Annotated in this window: 16 protein-coding genes; 14 read left to right on the top strand and 2 right to left on the bottom strand. The window is 69.3% G+C overall.

Going from position 1 to position 16,387, the window contains the following annotated elements:
• Positions 1–12: 12 nt before the first annotated feature.
• The 4 genes from HYQ63_RS01615 (at position 13) to HYQ63_RS45540 (ending at position 3,744) form a co-directional block, all read left to right on the top strand.
• Positions 13–993: a xanthine dehydrogenase family protein subunit M gene (locus HYQ63_RS01615; protein WP_179932143.1), complete on the top strand. Its 981-nt coding sequence runs from the start codon at positions 13–15 to the stop codon at positions 991–993.
• Positions 990–3,185 (top strand): xanthine dehydrogenase family protein molybdopterin-binding subunit, encoded by a 2,196-nt coding sequence (locus HYQ63_RS01610; RefSeq protein ID WP_179932142.1) that lies wholly within the window; start codon positions 990–992, stop codon positions 3,183–3,185. The genes HYQ63_RS01615 and HYQ63_RS01610 overlap by 4 nt, the downstream gene beginning before the upstream one ends.
• Positions 3,186–3,335: 150 nt before the next feature.
• Entirely contained in the window at positions 3,336–3,506 is a 171-nt protein-coding gene (locus tag HYQ63_RS45545) for an XdhC family protein (RefSeq protein WP_306664805.1), read from the top strand.
• Entirely contained in the window at positions 3,481–3,744 is a 264-nt protein-coding gene (locus HYQ63_RS45540; protein ID WP_306664804.1) for a hypothetical protein, read from the top strand. Before HYQ63_RS45545 ends, HYQ63_RS45540 begins: the two co-directional genes overlap by 26 nt.
• A 124-nt stretch (positions 3,745–3,868) precedes the next feature.
• On the opposite strand, the gene HYQ63_RS01600 is transcribed toward HYQ63_RS45540, so the two are convergent.
• Positions 3,869–4,591 carry a response regulator transcription factor gene (locus HYQ63_RS01600; protein ID WP_179932141.1) on the bottom strand — a complete coding sequence of 241 codons (723 nt, stop codon included), beginning with the start codon at positions 4,589–4,591 and terminating at the stop codon, positions 3,869–3,871.
• Positions 4,588–5,718 carry a sensor histidine kinase gene (locus tag HYQ63_RS01595; protein ID WP_179932140.1) on the bottom strand — a complete coding sequence of 377 codons (1,131 nt, stop codon included), beginning with the start codon at positions 5,716–5,718 and terminating at the stop codon, positions 4,588–4,590. Before HYQ63_RS01595 ends, HYQ63_RS01600 begins: the two co-directional genes overlap by 4 nt.
• 229 nt (positions 5,719–5,947) lie before the next feature.
• Here HYQ63_RS01595 and HYQ63_RS01590 point away from each other — a divergent pair, with 229 nt between their 5' ends.
• From HYQ63_RS01590 to denD, 10 genes are all read left to right on the top strand, one after another.
• Positions 5,948–7,681: a hypothetical protein gene (locus HYQ63_RS01590; protein ID WP_218929529.1), complete on the top strand. Its 1,734-nt coding sequence runs from the start codon at positions 5,948–5,950 to the stop codon at positions 7,679–7,681.
• 68 nt (positions 7,682–7,749) lie between these two features.
• The gene (locus HYQ63_RS01585; RefSeq protein ID WP_179932139.1) at positions 7,750–8,121 is read left to right on the top strand and encodes a FixH family protein; all 372 of its coding nucleotides are present in this window, start codon (positions 7,750–7,752) and stop codon (positions 8,119–8,121) included.
• Positions 8,122–8,179: 58 nt separating this feature from the next.
• Complete coding sequence (locus HYQ63_RS01580) at positions 8,180–9,337, top strand: hypothetical protein (protein ID WP_179932138.1); 1,158 nt, start codon at positions 8,180–8,182, stop codon at positions 9,335–9,337.
• 56 nt (positions 9,338–9,393) lie between these two features.
• Positions 9,394–9,945: a hypothetical protein gene (locus tag HYQ63_RS01575; RefSeq protein WP_218929528.1), complete on the top strand. Its 552-nt coding sequence runs from the start codon at positions 9,394–9,396 to the stop codon at positions 9,943–9,945.
• A gap of 334 nt (positions 9,946–10,279) precedes the next feature.
• Positions 10,280–11,197, top strand: coding sequence for an L-threonate dehydrogenase (ltnD, locus tag HYQ63_RS01570; protein WP_179932137.1), 918 nt, complete (start codon positions 10,280–10,282; stop codon positions 11,195–11,197).
• A 1-nt stretch (position 11,198) separates the two neighbouring features.
• Positions 11,199–12,476 carry a 3-oxo-tetronate kinase gene (otnK, locus tag HYQ63_RS01565; protein ID WP_179932136.1) on the top strand — a complete coding sequence of 426 codons (1,278 nt, stop codon included), beginning with the start codon at positions 11,199–11,201 and terminating at the stop codon, positions 12,474–12,476.
• The gene (locus tag HYQ63_RS01560) at positions 12,473–13,150 is read left to right on the top strand and encodes an aldolase (protein ID WP_257231525.1); all 678 of its coding nucleotides are present in this window, start codon (positions 12,473–12,475) and stop codon (positions 13,148–13,150) included. Before otnK ends, HYQ63_RS01560 begins: the two co-directional genes overlap by 4 nt.
• 48 nt (positions 13,151–13,198) lie before the next feature.
• Positions 13,199–14,506, top strand: coding sequence for an MFS transporter (locus HYQ63_RS01555; RefSeq protein ID WP_179932135.1), 1,308 nt, complete (start codon positions 13,199–13,201; stop codon positions 14,504–14,506).
• Between the two features lie 34 nt (positions 14,507–14,540).
• Positions 14,541–15,344, top strand: a complete 804-nt coding sequence (gene otnI, locus HYQ63_RS01550) for a 2-oxo-tetronate isomerase (protein WP_179932134.1) — start codon at positions 14,541–14,543, stop codon at positions 15,342–15,344.
• The gene (gene denD, locus HYQ63_RS01545) at positions 15,341–16,384 is read left to right on the top strand and encodes a D-erythronate dehydrogenase (protein WP_179932133.1); all 1,044 of its coding nucleotides are present in this window, start codon (positions 15,341–15,343) and stop codon (positions 16,382–16,384) included. Before otnI ends, denD begins: the two co-directional genes overlap by 4 nt.
• Positions 16,385–16,387 lie beyond the last annotated feature (3 nt).

Genomic DNA, 16,387 nt, shown 5'->3' with positions numbered 1-16,387 from the left:
GGCCGGGCCGTCATGCATCCCTTCTCCTACACCCGCGTCTCCGACACCGGGGAAGCCCTCAACGCCGGTCACCGCGGCGGGCGTTACATCGCCGGGGGCACCACCCTGGTCGACCTGATGCGCGAGACCGTCGAACGCCCTGAGATCCTCGTCGACATCAGCAGTCTGCCGCTGGACGAGGTCAGCGTCACCGAGCGCGGTGGGCTGCGTATCGGAGCGCTGGTGACCATGGCCGAGGCCGCAGCGCATGCGAAGGTGCGCACCCTGTTCCCCGTGATCTCCGAGGCGCTGGAGCTGAGCGCGTCGGCCCAGCTGCGGAACATGGCCACCATCGGCGGCAACATCATGCAGCGCACCCGGTGTACGTACTTCCGTGACGTGACCGCCGACTGCAACAAGCGTGAGCCCGGCTCGGGTTGTGCCGCACGGGAGGGCTTCAACCGCACTCACGCCATCCTCGGCACATCGGATCACTGCGTCGCCACGCACCCGTCCGATGTGGCCGTGGCGTTCGCGGCGCTGGAGGGGACCGTGCACCTGCTCGGTCCGGACGGGGAGCGCGAGGTCCCCTTCGTCGATTTCCTGCTACGGCCGGACAACACGCCTCAGCGTGAACACGCCCTCGAACGAGGCGAGTTGATTACAGCCGTCGAGATCCCGGCGTATCCGCGCCCGCTGAAGTCGGGCTACCTGAAGGTGCGTGACCGGCAGTCGTACGAGTTCGCCCTGACCTCGGCGGCGGTTGCGTTGCACGTGCGCGGCGGGGTGATTCGCGAGGCCTTGGTCGCCGCCGGGGGAGTGGGGACCGTGCCGTGGAAGCTGCCCGCGGTCGAGCGTCACCTCATCGGTGAACGCCCCTCCGAGTCCCTGTGGGCAGCCGCCGCTGCGCGCGCCGCCGAGGGGGCGCGACCACTCAAGCACAACCGGTTCAAGGCCGAGTTGCTGGAACGGACCGTCGAACGCCAGCTGCGCATCGTAGGAGGTACGAAGTGAGCCCCCAGCCGCAGGCAGCCGTGGGCGCGCCCATGCCCAGGGTGGACGGCCGTCTCAAGGTCACCGGCAAGGCGCTGTACGCCGCCGAGCACGAGGCTGACGGGGTGGTGCACGCGGTCATCGTGGACGCAAGCGTCGGAAGCGGCCGTATCACCTCGATCGACACCCGTGATGCCGAGGCCCAGCCGGGCGTGCTGAAGGTGGTCCACCACCGCAACGCCCCGAAGCTGCCGTACCGCGACAACTCCAACTCCAACAACCCGCCCGGCCGACGGCTGCGGGTCTTCCAGGACGACCAAGTACTCTTCCACGGCCAGCCGGTCGCCGTCGTAGTGGCCACCACCCTGGAAGCCGCGCAGCACGCCGCGAGCCTGGTCGAGGTCCGCTACGACGCCGAGCAGTCCACCACCGACCTCGCCGAGGGCAAGCCGGACAAGCCGACGCACTACGCGCGCGGCGACGCCGAGGCCGCCCTGCGCTCCTCCGCCGTACAGCTGGATCTGACGTACAAGCTCGCCCGCAACCACCACAACCCGATGGAGCCGCACGCCACCATCGCCCGCTGGGACGGCCGCAAGCTCACCGTGTGGGACAAGACCCAGTGGGTGCTCGGTACGCAGACCGAACTCTCCACGGTGTTCGACCTGCCGATGGACTCCGTCCGCGTCATCTCACCCTTCGTCGGTGGTGCCTTCGGCAGCGGCCTGCGCTGCTGGCCGCACACGGTCGTCGCCGCGGTGGCGGCGCGCGAGACGGGCCGTCCGGTCAAGCTCGTGCTGAGCCGCAGGCAGCAGTATTTCGGTACCGGCTTCCGGCCGTCGTACGAGTACCGGCTGCGGGTGGGCAGCGACCGGCGGGGTCGGCTGAGGGCCATGGCTCACGAGATGGACGCCGAGACCTCGTCGTACGAGACGTTCACCGAGACGGTCATGCCCGCGGGTCAGATGCTCTACAGCATGCCCGATGTGAGCCAGGCGTACCGGACGGTGCCGTTGGATGTGAACAGCCCGATCTGGATGCGCGGTCCCGGCTTCGCCACGGCGTCGTTCGTCATCGAGTCGGCCCTGGACGAGCTGGCGGACAAGCTCGGTATCGACCCGATCGAGCTGCGGCGGCGCAACGAGCCGAACGAGGACGAGTCGAACGGGTTGCCGTTTTCCACCCGTCGTCTGCGCGAGTGTTACACCGTCGGTGCCCGGGAGTTCGGCTGGAACCGCCGCAGCCCGAGGCCGCGTTCCCGGCGTGAGGGGGAGTGGCTGCTCGGCATGGGGGTCGCGGTCGGCGTGTACGAGACGCAGCGCAACCAAGCCCAGGCCCGGGTCCGTCTGGACGCGGACGGCACCGCCCTGGTCGAGACCGCCGCCAGCGACATGGGACCGGGCACCTACACCTCCCAGACCCAGGTCGCCGCCGACGCCCTCGGACTGACCATGCGCACCGTCACCTTGCGGCTCGGCGACTCCCTCTTCCCGCCGACCCCGCCGCACGGCGGTTCCCAGACCATGGCCAGTGTCGGCTCCGCCGTCCTCGACGGCTGCGACAAGGTGCGACGTCAGGCGATCACGCTGGCCATCGAGGACCCGGAGTCGCCGCTGTATGGTGCGGCGGCCGACGAGGTCGTCGTCCGTGGTGGCCGTCTGCACGTGAAGGACGACCCGGTGCGCGGTGAGACGTACCAGCGGCTGCTGGACCGCAACAACCGCTCTCATCTCAAAGCACTCGGCTCCTACGCGGGGGCGCCCAGCTCCCAGCGGCACTCGTTCTACGCCTACAACGCCACCTTCGCCGAGGTCGCCGTCGACGCGACCCTCGGTCTGGTGCGGGTGCGGCGGATGCTGGGTGTGTACGACGCGGGCCGCATCATCAGCCCCAAGCTTGCCGAGAGCCAGGCGATCGGCGGCATCGTGGGCGGCATCGGCACGGCCCTGCTGGAACACACCATCACCGACCACCGCGACGGCCGCATCGTGAACGCCGACCTCGCCGACTACCTCGTCCCCGTCAACGCCGACGTCCCCGACGTCAGGGCGATCTACCTGGACGGCGAGGACCGCGAGGCCGACCCCCTCGGCGTCAAGGGCCTCGGCGAGGTCGTCCACGTCGGCGTCGCACCCGCCATCGCCAACGCGGTCCACAACGCCACCGGCCGCCGCATCCGCCAACTTCCCATCACCACCGAAGCGTTGCTCTGACCCTGGGCGATTCCTTCATGGGCCGGGCCCATCGAAACGGTCCGGCAGCCACGTCCCCCGCCCGGCTGCCGACCCCCCGGGCCGCCACCACGTCTTCGCTCCCCGGCAGGCGCGGCGGCGGCCCGGCTGCCGGTCGGTACGTCGGTCGCGGTGGAAGAGGACGGCAACGCGGTCGGCAGTATCTCGCGCGGCTGCGTCGAGGGCTCGGTATACGAATTGTGCCGACAGGCGCTCCACGACCGGGGCGCTCCCCAGCGCGCCTGGTTCGGCTACTCCGACGACGACGCGTTTTGCCGTGGCACACGTCGTCGACGGCCCTGACACACTGCTCGGCGCCACCTTGAGCCTGCTCGGCGACGGCCGCGTCGCAGGCAGCACGCTGGACGAGGGACCGACAGGCCCGGCGGTGGCAGACCAGGCTACCGCCCTGCTACGGGCGGGACGCACCGCCCGCGTCACGGTCGGCGGGGACGTGGGATGGGTGACCGAGCATCCGCGTTCGCGTTCCTGGTGCGGGACCGGGCCGGGCAGCTCACCGCCTCCTTCGATGCTGTCCTGACCAGCGCCGACATCACGGTCGTAAAGATCCCTCCGCACAGCCCACGCGCGAACGCGCACGCGGAAAGGTCATCGCCGACATCTCTCTAGAATGCGAGGGTGTTGTCTTCGCACTCTGTGGCGGCTTATGTGGCGCGGCGACGGCCTCTTCCCTTGTGCCGACCCGTCTTCTCCGTACCGGGCGGCAGAGCACGAAGCGGTGCCACGAGTTGATGGGAAACCGCGTATATGACGGCCTGAGTGCGGTCGCGCAGACCGAGCTTTGCCAGGATCCGGGAGACGTGTGTCTTGACCGTCTCCTCGCCTATGCCCAGGCCGCGTGCGATCTCTGTGTTGCTGTGTGCCTGGGCCACGAGCATCAGGACTTCGCGCTCGCGGGCCGTCAGCCTTTCAAGCCCGGCGGAGGATGCGGGCGGGGCGATGCTGCCGGCGAAGCGGGAGATGAGACGGCGCGTGACCGAGGGATCGATGATGGCATCACCTCTGGCGGCAATGCGGATGGCTGCGATCGTCTCCTCGGGAGGGACGCTCTTCAGGAGGAATCCGCTGACTCCCATGTGGAGGGCGCTGTAGACGTAGCTGTCGTCGTCATAGGTGGTGAGCACGATGACTTTCGTGGTGTTGCCCGGCCTGCCGAGGATGCGTTCGGCCGCACGAAGCCCGTCCAGTCGCGGCATACGGATGTCCAGGATGGCGACGTCGGGTGTCAACCTGATGACCTCTTCGACGGCTGCCTGGCCGTCGGGCACTTCCGCGACACAGCACAGGTCGTCCTGGGTGCTCAGGACCGCGTTCAGTCCCGAGCGGAACATGGCGTGATCGTCGGCCAGGAGAATACGCAGACTCATGTGCCATCCATGGAGAAGGTGACGGATATCTTCCAGTCCGCTCCGCCGTGTACCGGTCCGTACGAGGCGAAGCCGTTGAACATGCCGGCTCGGCTGCTGATGCCCTCGAGGCCCCGGTGCGGAGAATCCTCCACGAGACGCTTCGAGGCGGCTATCGGGTTGACAGCAGTGACAGCGATGGACGAACTCCCGTAGTGCAGGGTGATGTCCACGTGGCCGTCGCCGTGGCGAAGAGCGTTGGTCAGCATCTCCTGCACCACACGGAAAACGGCGATGTCCAAGGACCCTTCCAACTCCTGTCGGGTGCCCTTGATGCTGAGGTTCGTCTCGAGGCCGGCGGCGGACACGACGTGAATCAGTTCGTCGAGGTCGCCCAAACCCGGTTGCCGTGCGCCCTCCGCAGGGCTGTCGTGCAGGAAATCCAGCAGGCGGCGCAGGTCGAGGAGGGCCGCGCGGCTGGAGGTCTCCACCGCCGTGAGCGCCGTCGACACCGGTGACACCTCCTTGGCGGAGAGTCCCAGACGGGCGGCTCCGGCATGGACGCCGATGGCGCTCACGTGATGGGCGATGACGTCATGGAGATCGCGGGCGATGGCACTGCGTTCTTCGGCAATGGCGTCCACGAGGTCTTGCCGGGCTCTTTCCCGCTCCCGGACGGCCCGCTGTTCCAGTTCGGCGATGTGAGCGCCCCGGGCGGTGGTGTAGCGGCCCACCAGCCAGGCGAGCAATGCCTCCTTCACCGCGCTCAGCAGAACAGAGCGCCACTCGGTGAGATCGATTGTTCCGCCGAGTGTCCTGGACCCGATGGACCCTGCGGCCAGGTACAGGAGAGCCAGAACGGCCGGTCGGCCGTTCAGCCAGGCCCCGGCCCGGTAGGCCGCAATGAGCAGTCCGGCGTCGTTCGTGTCCGGCAGCGGGCTGCCGCTGGGCAGGGCCAGCGCACCGGCCATGGCCAGGGCGGCCTGGGCGAGCGCCACGACTCCCGAGAGACGGGCCGAACTCGCCAACGCCGCGTCCGCCAGGACGATCCCTGTCAGCAGGCACCAGAAAGACACTGCGGGATACACATGCGAACCCTCGTAGGAGAAGGTGAGCGTATCCGCGAGCAGGCAGAACGCCGCCACCATGACGGACTGCCGGGTCAGGGACCCACTCACGTCCCAAGTCTGCACGGACACGGCCCCTCTCTCAGGGCATCTGCATGCCCGTACCGCGAGCATGTCGGAAGGTGGAAGGTGCGGTCGGAACGCCGCCTTGTACGCGGCCAGTTGCACCAGGCGCTGCACACATAGTGCACGAGCCCCAGGGGAAAACATTCCTGCGCCTGGGGGAGACGGTGTCCCCCGTGCGGGGGACATGACGTACCCCGGTTGCGTGATGACACCACGTGAGGCCGCTTTTACTGTCTGCCGCGTGAACGACAACACACCACCTCCATCTGTTCGCAGCAGATCCACCGGTCAAAACACCCTTGGCACGTCACGCGCGGCACAAGTGGTGGTGGCCGTGCTCTGCGCCCTGGTCCTGTCCGTCACTGCGGCATCCCCCACGTGGGCGGATTCCACGGCTGGGGGCGACCTGCAAGTGGCGCAGACGCTCGGCGACCGCGACCTGACCGTCATCCTGCGGCGCGTCACCGGGCTGCCCGGCACCCTGCATGTGGATGTGCTCACCCATCAAGGCACCGCTGCGGGGACCCTGCGCCTGGGCACCGTTCCCACAGGTGCGTCAGCAGATCGGGCAGAAGGTTCCTCAGCGGGGACCACCACCAGCAGCGCCTCGGTCAGGCTCGGCAGCACGCCGGGGTCCTACGGCGGAGCCCTGGACATCGATCGAGCCGGACCCTGGGAGCTCGTCGTCGATGACGGATCCCGCACGGCGCGGATCCCTTTCGTGGTGCCGGGCCAGGCCACGTCTCCGCCGGAACTCGCCGTGTTCGGCGGCTTCGTCACCGCCGGTGCGCTCATGCTGGTGACCCTGTTTGTCGCTGTCCGGGTCCGGCGCGGGGCCTGGGTGCTGCTGCCGGCAGGAGGTGTCGTGGCTGCGCTCGCGGTAGCCGTCACCTCTGCGCTGCTGTCCGCCTCCCTGCCTCTGCCGCCCGAGCCAGGCGGGCAGGTGGATGCCACGAACGACAACGTCACCAATCCCTACGCGGTCGTCCGGCCGGTGACGAACGACTACTCCCGGCCGCCCGCCTCACTCCAAATAGGGTCGTACACGGCCAAGGCGGCGGAACGGGGCACGCTCCGGTTGAGCGTGACCGACGGCTCCACCGGCCTGCCCGCGGACGATCTCATCGTCCACGACAGTGCCCTGATGCACCTGCTGGTCATCGGACCGACCGGCGAGCTCTGGCACCGGCACCCCATACGCACCGCGCCCGGCACCTACGAGGTCCAGCTGCGGCTGCCCGCTGCCGGCCACTACGCCGTGTCCGCGGAGTTCGCCCGACGCGGTGGCGGGATCCAGCACGTGCGCTCGGCAACCGGCCTGACCGTCGCCGACGGCACCGCGCGCGGAGGCGCCCCGACCCTGCCCGCCGAGCTCACCCCGCAGGGGCCGGGGACGCGGACGATCGACGGTGTATCGGTGCGCCTGTCAGCGCCCTCACCCACTGCGGGAGAGGCGAGCACCCTGACCGCGCGCGTCGGCGATACACCGACGCTCCAACCCTGGCTCGGCATGGTCGGCCACATGATCGTGGTCGGGCCGCTCGACAAGACCGACGCGACCAGCCCGACACGTATGGGACAAGCCGTCCAGGGCGCACCCGTCTGGGCTCACGCGCACTCCATGGGTGGCAACACGAGCAGTCCCTCCACACACGACATGGGAGGCGCTTCGGCCCACCACGCGGGCGCCAGGGAAGACGAGAACGAGACGAGTATGGGTTCGATGAGCGGGCTGATGCCCCTCAACGGCGACAGTCCCGCGGACGAGACCGTGGCTGCCTACGGGCCGGACGTCTCCTTCGTGTACACCTTCTCCCGTCCCGGCTACTACCGCGTGTGGATACAGGCCGAGCGCGACAGTGCCGTCCTGACCATCCCATACCTCCTGCGCGTGGCGCCGACGGGAGGAGCGAAGTGAACCCCCTCAGCACTTCGCGCAACCCCACGGTCCGGTTTCTGTATGGAGGCGCCGCGGCCCTGCTGACGATGTCCCTCGCTCTGTTGGCCGTCGGGTTCCTTCCGTCCTGGACGGACGAGGCCGTCTCGCTGACCGGGGGCAATGCCACCGACGAAGTGACACTGACCGTGGCCCGGCCCCGCATCGGCGCCACGGACGTCGACATCCGTCTGGCCTCGCGCCGGGGGGAAAAGGACGGACGTCCTCCCACCGTCACGCTTCAGGCCGTCATGCCCACCCACGGACACGCAACGTCTGCGGCACACGCACAGGTTCACAGCCCAGGCAACTACTCCACGGCCGTCCACTTGATGATGCCGGGGCGCTGGACCTTCCACGTCAGCGTCGACTACGGCACGCGGAGGGACCAGTTCGCCTTCCCTCTGGCGATCTCCGGCTGAACGACCGACCACGCAGCGCCAGTAACCGCTCTTGCAACTGTCATGAGAAAGGCATCCCGTGGACACAACACTACCCGTCACCAGTACCAGTAGGGCATCCCGGCCGTCCCCCGCTGTCAGCGTCTCCCGCAGCAGCCGGACCGGCCCCATCGCCGCCAACACTGTCCTCGCCGGGACGACGACGTCCCTGTTCGGCTTGAGCTGGGACATCCAGTGGCACGTCGATGTCGGCCCGGACACGTTCTTCACGCTCTCCCACCTCATGCTGTACTCCGGCAGCGCCCTCGCCGGCATCGCCAGCCTGGCCATGGTCCTGATCGCGACCGCTGCCCAGCGCGCCGGCCAGCCGGTGGACCAGTTCCCCGGCGGCAAACCCGTACGCGTCTTCGGCGGGGTCTTCCGGGCCCCGCTGGGCTATCTGATCGCCGGTACGGGAGCCGCCCTGTTCCTTCTCTTCGGGCTTTTGGACCTGTGGTGGCACTCGCTGTATGGCTTTGACGCCGTGCTGGACTCACCGCCCCACATCGGGCTGTTCCTCTCGATCTCCTTCTCCATGGTGGGGAGCATCATCGTCTTCGCCGCGGCGCGCGACACCCGGTGGGGCCGAGCAGGCGTGATCCTCAGTGTTCCCGTGCTCATCGTCTTCAGCCCCATCACGACGAAGGCGTTCGGCGCACTTCCTCTGCCGGTCGAACCCGATCTCGTCGGGAACATCTTGCTCTCCACCCTCCTGCTGATCATGGGGACGCTCACCATCGGCCGGCGGAGCACCGCGCTGACGACCGCCGTAACCCTCGGCGTCTTGCAGTTCATCCTGTGGTGGTTCTCCCCCTGGGCAGCCCGCGTCTACGCCGATTCGACCGGCCTGCCGCTGCGCGACAACCTCGGCGACAATCCGCCCGAACTGCCCTCTGAGATTCCGGTGTTCATGCTCTTTGCGGCGGCGACCATCACAGCACTGCTGTGGCTGAGCCGGAAGCGGGGCTGGTCGGGCCGCATCGCGCCGCAGATCGTGGGCGCCGGAGGCGGAGCCGTGATCGGCCTCTCCCTCCCCATCCAGAGCGCCCTGTTCGGCGGTTCCGGCCCGACTCCGGCCGAACTGCTGACGATGACGGCCGTCGGTCTGGCGACGGGCGTCCTCGCGGGCTACCTCGCCGCTCGACTCGCCGTCCTGCTACGCGAGCACTCCACTGCCTCAGTCACGAAGGGCCGATGACCATGCGCTCCTCACGTTCACCGCTCCTCCTCGCCGTAGCCTCCGAATCCAGGTGCGTGCGAGACCACGCACGCCGACTGGTGCTTGCCGCGGCCGCCGCACTCTCGCTGGTGGCGGTGTCGACCGCGCCGGCCGCGGCGTACGCCCCGGTCGGCATCGTCCATACCGAACGGGTACAGGCAGGTCCCTACACGGTCACAGTCGGGTTCTCCGAGTGGCCCCTGCGGGCCATGCAGTCACTCGACTTCACGTTCGCACCAGACGGCGGCGTCGCAGGAAAGTCAGGCACGCTCACTCTCGACGGGCCCGGCCTCGACGCCGACGATCGGGAGACCCCGCTGAGCAGGCACCCCCGCAAGCGGGACGTCTGGGGCCTGGATGTCCAGGCCCTGCCCGAGCCCGGCAAATGGAACTTCACCTTCGACATCGACGGCCACGCCGGCCACGGCCGCGGCACCCTGCGAGATGTCAGCGTGCTCAGCCAGCCGGGCCCGCCGTTGTCCGTCAGCTGGGCCGTCTGCGCACTCCCGCCCGCCGGGATGCTGGCCTACCTCGCGGCGGGCTGGCGGCGCAACAAGCCGTCCGAGAAGGTCGCCACACTCATCTGATCCTCCGCCCCGCCCACTCCAGCCGTCGAGGCCACCGCTTTTCTCCAGACCTGTGGGTGACCGCGCAGTCTCGCTCGTCGGCGGTGTCGGTGCCGGCGTCGTGCGCGGAGCGGTATGCCCACCAGCTCGTCGATCAGCTGATCATCCATCGCCGTTGATGGCTGCGGCTCGAATCCTCTCGTTTGTGTGTGACAGGCATCACAGTAGCGAGTGGTGTGTCATCAGGTCATCATATGACCTGATCGCCGCAGGCGTCGGGAGCCGATTGCGCTGCCAAACGGGCACGGCAAATGCGGCGGCGTACCCGATTCGCACAGCACACATGAGGATGGGTATGGACGATCAGGACAGGCGTGCACGACCGCGCGTGGGTGTGGTGGGCCTCGGGGCCATGGGGCTGGGAATGGCCCGCAGCCTGCGGAGAGCGGGCTACGACGTGGGGGTCCATGATCTGCGGCCGGAGGTGGCCGCGGACTTCACCCGTGGCGGCGGAACGGCGTTCGCTTCCCCCGGCGACCTGGCGGCCGCCGTGGACATCGTGGTCAGCGTGGTGGTCAACGCGGAGCAGGTCGAGTCGGTGCTGTTCGGCGCCGACGGGGCCGCCGACCGGCTTCGCCCGGGGGCCGTCTTCGTGATGTGCTCCACGGTCGACCCCGGCTGGTCCGCCGAACTGGAGGGACGCCTGGCGAAGCGGAGTGTGCTCTATCTGGACGCCCCCCTCTCCGGCGGTGCCACGCGGGCGGCGACCGGTGAGCTGACCATGATGACGTCGGGCCCCGCCGCCGCCTACGCAGTCGCCGGCCCCGTGCTGGAGGCCATGAGCGGTACGGTCTACCGCCTGGGCGAGCGGGCCGGCCTCGGCTCCAAGGTCAAGGTCATCAACCAGCTGCTCGCGGGCGTGCACATCGCCGCGGCGGCCGAGGCGATGGCTCTGGGGCTGAAGGCCGGTGTTCCGGCCGAGACGGTCTACGAAGTCATCACCCACAGCGCCGGGAACTCATGGATGTTCGAGAACCGCATGGCTCATGTGCTCGCCGGTGACTACACACCCCGCTCCGCGGTCGACATCTTCGTCAAGGACCTGGGTCTGGTGCTCGACTCCGCACGGCCGGAGAGGTTTCCCCTGCCCCTGACCGCCGCCGCCCACCAGATGTTCCTCCAGGCGTCGGCGTCCGGTCTGGGCTCAGAGGACGACAGCGCGGTCATCAAGATCTTCCCCGGGATCGACCTGCCCGCGCCGGTGGAGGGCTGAGATGGGCATCCGACTCGGCTGCATCGCCGACGACTTCACCGGCGCCACGGACCTGGCCAACAACCTGGTGCGTGCGGGCATGCGGGTGGTCCAGCTGATCGACGTACCGTCGGCCGGCGCGGAGCCGGCGGTGGACGCGGACGCCGTGGTCATCGCGCTCAAGTCGCGGACCGTTCCGGCCGCCGACGCCGTCGAGGCGTCGCTCCGGGCCCTCCACTGGCTGCGGTCCGCGGGCGCCGAACAGATCTACTTCAAGTACTGCTCCACCTTCGACTCGACACCGGCGGGCAACATCGGGCCGGTCACCGAGGCCCTGATGGACGCGCTGGATACCGACTTCACGATCGCGACACCCGCGTTCCCCGACAACGGGCGCACGGTGTTCAAGGGCCATCTTTTCGTCGGCGGTGTGCTGCTCAGCGAGAGCGGTATGCGCCACCACCCGCTCACGCCGATGGCCGACCCCAATCTGGTCTCGGTCCTCGGCGCGCAGACCACGCGAGCGGTCGGCCTGATCGACCACACGACCGTGGCCGGCGGCGCCGAGGCCATCCAGGCCCGGATCGACGAACTGCGTCGGCAGGGCATCGGTGTCGCCATCGCCGACGCCATCTCCAACGACGACCTGCTGCGCCTCGGCACGGCGGTCCGGGAGATGCCCCTGGTGACCGCCGGTTCCGGGCTGGCCATCGGGCTGCCCGCGAACTGGGGGTTCAAGCCGTCGGGCGCCGCCGCACAGCTGCCGCCGCCCGGTGGCCACCGCGCCATCATCTCCGGATCGGTCTCCACGGCCACCAACGAGCAGGTAGCGGAGTTCCTGCGCGGCGGCCGCCCCGCGTTCAGCGTGGATCCGCTGCGCATCGCGGCCGGTGAGGACATGGTGGGGGAGGCCCTGGCATTCGGCGCGGCGCACCTGGCCGACGGGCCTGTCCTCTTCTACTCCACCGAGACCCCCGAGGCGGTCCGCACCGTCCAGAGCCGGCTCGGAGCCGCCAGGGCGGGCGAGTTGGTGGAGCGGACCCTGGCCCACGTGGCCCAGGGCCTCGTGGCGCGCGGTGTACGCCAGATCGTGGTCGCCGGCGGAGAAACCTCGGGCGCGGTCGTCCGGGCGCTCGGCATCACCGGACTGCGGATCGGACCGCAGATCGATCCCGGAGTGCCCTGGTGCGCGGCTGCGCTTCCCGGCGGGGACGCGCTCCACATCGCGCTGAAGTCCGGCAACTTCGGTGGCCCCGGCTTCTTCACCGACGCATTCGCCCTGCTGGACCGGGAGGCATGATGACCGAGCTCTGCGACACCGCTGTGAACGAGGCGCGCGAGGAGATCGTCCGGGTGGGGACCAGCCTGTTCAACCGGGGCTATGTCCACGCCAGCGCCGGGAACATCAGCGCCAGGGTGGGCGACGGCCATCTGATCACGCCCACCGACGCGGCCCTGGGTTTCCTGGAACGCCACCGCCTCGCGCTGGTCGACGCCCGGGGCGAACAGCTCGCGGGCGACCGTGCGAGCAAGACCCTGACGCTCCATCGGCGTATCTACGCCGCCGACCCCACGGCCCGATTCGTCATTCACACCCACTCCACCCATCTGGTCGCGCTCACCCTGGCCGGTGTGTGGAGCCAGGACGATGTGCTTCCGCCGCTCACGCCCTACTTCGTGATGAAGGTCGGGCACGTTCCGCTCATCCCGTACCACCGGCCCGGCGATCCGCGCGTGGCCGACCTGGTGACCGCCCGGATCAACGACCACTCGGCGAGCCGCACACCGATCAGGTCCGTGCTGCTCGACCGGCTGGGCCCCGTGGTCTGGGGCCCCGACGCGGCCGCCGCCCTCGCCGTCCTCGAAGAGCTCGAGGAAACGGCACGCCTCTGGCTCCTGACCGGCCGTCGGCCCAGTCCGCTCACCGCCGACGCCATCGAAGAGCTGAGGTCCGCGTTCGGCGCCGCGTGGTGACCCAACCCTCCCCGTCGAGAATCCCCTGAGCCGCGCAAAGGATTCATCATGTCCATGCCCATAGCGGCGGCCGAGTCCCCCGGACTCGTTCGTGAGAACGCTGTCTTCCGCAAGGTCGTACGGCGCATCGTCCCCTTCCTCATCCTCGCTTACGTCGTCTCCTATCTGGACCGGGTCAACGTCGGGTTCGCGAAGCTGCAGATGTCCGACGACCTCGGGTTCAGCGAGGCGGCCTACGGTCTCGGGGCCGGGCTGTTCTTCATCGGCTACTTCCTCCTGGAGGTGCCTTCGAACCTGATGCTGCAACGCGTCGGAGCCCGTACGTGGATCGCCCGAATCATGATCAGCTGGGGGCTGGTCTCGGCGGCGTTCGTGTTCGTCACCAACGAGCCGACGTTTTATGTGCTCAGGTTTCTGCTCGGCGCCGCGGAAGCGGGGTTCTATCCGGGGGTGATCCTCTACTGCACCTACTGGTTCCCCTCGCACCGCCGTGCCCGGGTCATCGCGATGTTCATGTCGGCCATCCCGGTGGCGGGCATCTTCGGCAACCCGCTCTCCGGCTGGATCATGGACCGGTTCCACGGCGTGGGCGGCTGGCAGGGCTGGCAGTGGATGTTCCTGCTGGAGGCGGTCCCCGCACTCGCCGTCGGTGTGGCCACGCTCTTCTACCTCGACGACGACGTGCGCGGCGCGAAGTGGCTCACCGATGAGGAGAAGACCGTCGTCGAGCGGGCGATCGCCGACGACACCGCGCACCAGACCGTGCACGGCCGGGTCTGGGACGCCTTCCGCGAGCCCAAGGTGTGGCTGATGTGCGTCATCTACTTCTGCTTCGTCATGGGCCAGTACGCCCTGACCTTCTGGATGCCCTCGTTCGTCGAGTCCACCGGCATCGAAGGCAACCTCGCGATCGGTGTGCTCAGTGCCGTGCCGTACCTGGCCGCACTCGTCGCGATGAACCTGTTCGGCCGTTCGGCGGACAGGCGTCGCGAGCGCCGCTGGCACCTGGTTGCCCCGAGCCTCATGGGCGCTGTCGGATTCTCGCTGGCCGCCGTCTGGAGCGGGTCGACCCCACTGTCCCTGATCGCGCTGTCCGTCGCTGCGGCCGGGGTGCTGACCTGCGCTCCGCTGTTCTGGTCGCTTCCCACCGCGTTCCTGGGCGGCACCGCGGCCGCGGCCGGGCTCGCAATGATCAACTCGGTGGGCAACCTCGCCGGATTCGTCAGTCCATACATGATCGGCTCACTCAAGGACGCCACCGGGTCGGCGTCGATCCCGATGTACGTCCTGGCACTCAGCCTCGTCGTGGGCGCCACGGCGGTGCTCACCACCAAGAGGCAGGTCGTCAACCGCTGACCGGGACGGTCCCGGCTTGAACACAGGAGCCAGCATGCCGAGGTTCGCCGCGAACCTGTCCATGATGTACACCGAACACGATTTCCTCGACCGCTTCGCCGCCGCGTCGGCGGACGGCTTCGAGGCCGTCGAATACCTCTTCCCCTATGCGTACGAGGCCACCGAACTGCGCCGCCGGCTCGACGACCACGGCCTGCGGCAGGTGCTGTTCAACGCACCGCCCGGTGCGTGGGATTCCGGGGAGCGGGGGACCGCGGCGCTGCCCGGACGCGAGGCGGAGACGCGCTCCGGGATCGACCGGGCCCTGGAGTTCGCCGCGGAACTGGGCTGCCCTCAGGTGCATGTGATGGCCGGACTCGTAACGCCCGAAGCGACACCCGCGCAGTCCTCCCGCCACCGGGGCACCTATCTGGCCAACCTCGCCTGGGCGGCGGAACGGGCCGCCGTGGCGGGCGTCGACATCCTGATCGAACCGATCAACGGCCGTGACATGCCCGGCTACTTCCTGCATCGACAGGCCGAAGCACACGCCGTGGTACGGGAGGTGGCAGCGGCGAACCTCAAGGTGCAGCTCGACCTCTACCACTGCCAGATCGTCGAAGGCGACCTCACCACGACCCTGCGCCGCGACGTACCGACCGGCCGGGTCGGCCATCTGCAGATCGCGGGCGTGCCCGACCGCCATGAGCCCGACCGGGGTGAACTCGACATCCGCCACCTCTTCGGCGTCGTCGATGACCTGGGCTTCGACGGGTGGATCGGCTGTGAGTACGTCCCCGCGGCCGCCACGAGCGAGGGGCTCGGCTGGCTCGACGACTACCGAGGAGACAACGCATGAGGATCGTCATCACGGGCGGCTTCGGCTTTCTGGGACGCCAGGTCGCCGGCGCACTGCTCACGACACGGATGTTCCGTGGCGCACCCATCGACCGGCTGGTGCTCGCCGACCGCGTCGTGCCCTCCGACCCATCAGCCGCCGACCCGCTCGTGGACGTCGTGCAGGGCGATGTGACCGAGCGGCTCGATGAGGTGTTCGCGCAGCCCGTCGATGTGCTGATCCACCTCGCCTCCGCGGTCTCGGCCGAGTGCGAGGCCGACTTCGATCTCGGCATGAGCGCCAATGTGGACACCACCCGTGCGCTGCTCGAAGCCGCCCGGGCCCAGTCGGCCGCCGGCGGGCCGACGCCGCGAGTGCTGTTCTCCAGCAGCGTCGCCGTCTACGGTTCCGACCCCGCGCTGCCGCTGCCCACGGTGGTCAGCGAGGCGACCCTGCCCACGCCGCGGTCGAGCTACGGGGCCCAGAAACTCGTCTGCGAGCAGCTGATCGCGGACTACACCCGCCGCGGTTTCATCGACGGACGCGTCGCCCGCCTGATGACCGTGTCGGTACGGCCGGGCAAACCGAACGCGGCCGCCTCCGGCTTCCTGTCCGGCATCATCCGAGAACCGCTCGCGGGCCTCCCGGCGACCTGCCCGGTCCGCCCGGACCTGCGGGTGGCCCTGGCCTCGCCACGGCGCACCGTCGAGGGGATCCTGCGCATCGCGGAGGTCGAGCGCGGCGCCGGCCCGGGCCTCCTCGATGGCGGGGTGCCGGTCAACCTTCCGGCGCTCACGGTCTCGGTCGCCGACATGCTGACCACACTGCGCCGCGTGGCCGGCGACGCCGTCGCCGACCTGGTGACGACCGCACCCGATCCCGGCGTCGAGGCCATCGTGGGCTCGTGGCCCGCCGGCTTCGACAACGCGCGCGCCGCCGCGCTCGGGCTGGAGCCCGACCCGGATTTCGCGTCGGTGGTGCACCAATACCTCGCCGACCACGCCGACGCGGTCGCGGCCGGCGCATCCTCGCGGCCGGAGCGGCCCGTGCCGATAGACTGAAGA

The organism is Streptomyces sp. Rer75 (assembly GCF_013414305.1).
Taxonomy (GTDB): Bacteria; Actinomycetota; Actinomycetes; order Streptomycetales; family Streptomycetaceae; genus Streptomyces; species Streptomyces himastatinicus.
This window is presented reverse-complemented; position numbering and strand designations above follow the sequence as displayed.

Coding starts and splice junctions, on each gene's coding strand:
- HYQ63_RS01615 (WP_179932143.1), top strand. CDS start 13: ATGCATCCCTTCTCCTACACCCGCGTCTCCGACACCGGGGAAGCCCTC.
- HYQ63_RS01600 (WP_179932141.1), bottom strand. CDS start 4,591: ATGAGTCTGCGTATTCTCCTGGCCGACGATCACGCCATGTTCCGCTCG.
- HYQ63_RS01595 (WP_179932140.1), bottom strand. CDS start 5,718: ATGGTGGCGGCGTTCTGCCTGCTCGCGGATACGCTCACCTTCTCCTAC.
- HYQ63_RS01590 (WP_218929529.1), top strand. CDS start 5,948: ATGACGTACCCCGGTTGCGTGATGACACCACGTGAGGCCGCTTTTACT.
- HYQ63_RS01585 (WP_179932139.1), top strand. CDS start 7,750: ATGTCCCTCGCTCTGTTGGCCGTCGGGTTCCTTCCGTCCTGGACGGAC.
- ltnD (WP_179932137.1), top strand. CDS start 10,280: ATGGACGATCAGGACAGGCGTGCACGACCGCGCGTGGGTGTGGTGGGC.
- otnK (WP_179932136.1), top strand. CDS start 11,199: ATGGGCATCCGACTCGGCTGCATCGCCGACGACTTCACCGGCGCCACG.
- HYQ63_RS01560 (WP_257231525.1), top strand. CDS start 12,473: ATGATGACCGAGCTCTGCGACACCGCTGTGAACGAGGCGCGCGAGGAG.
- HYQ63_RS01555 (WP_179932135.1), top strand. CDS start 13,199: ATGTCCATGCCCATAGCGGCGGCCGAGTCCCCCGGACTCGTTCGTGAG.
- otnI (WP_179932134.1), top strand. CDS start 14,541: ATGCCGAGGTTCGCCGCGAACCTGTCCATGATGTACACCGAACACGAT.
- denD (WP_179932133.1), top strand. CDS start 15,341: ATGAGGATCGTCATCACGGGCGGCTTCGGCTTTCTGGGACGCCAGGTC.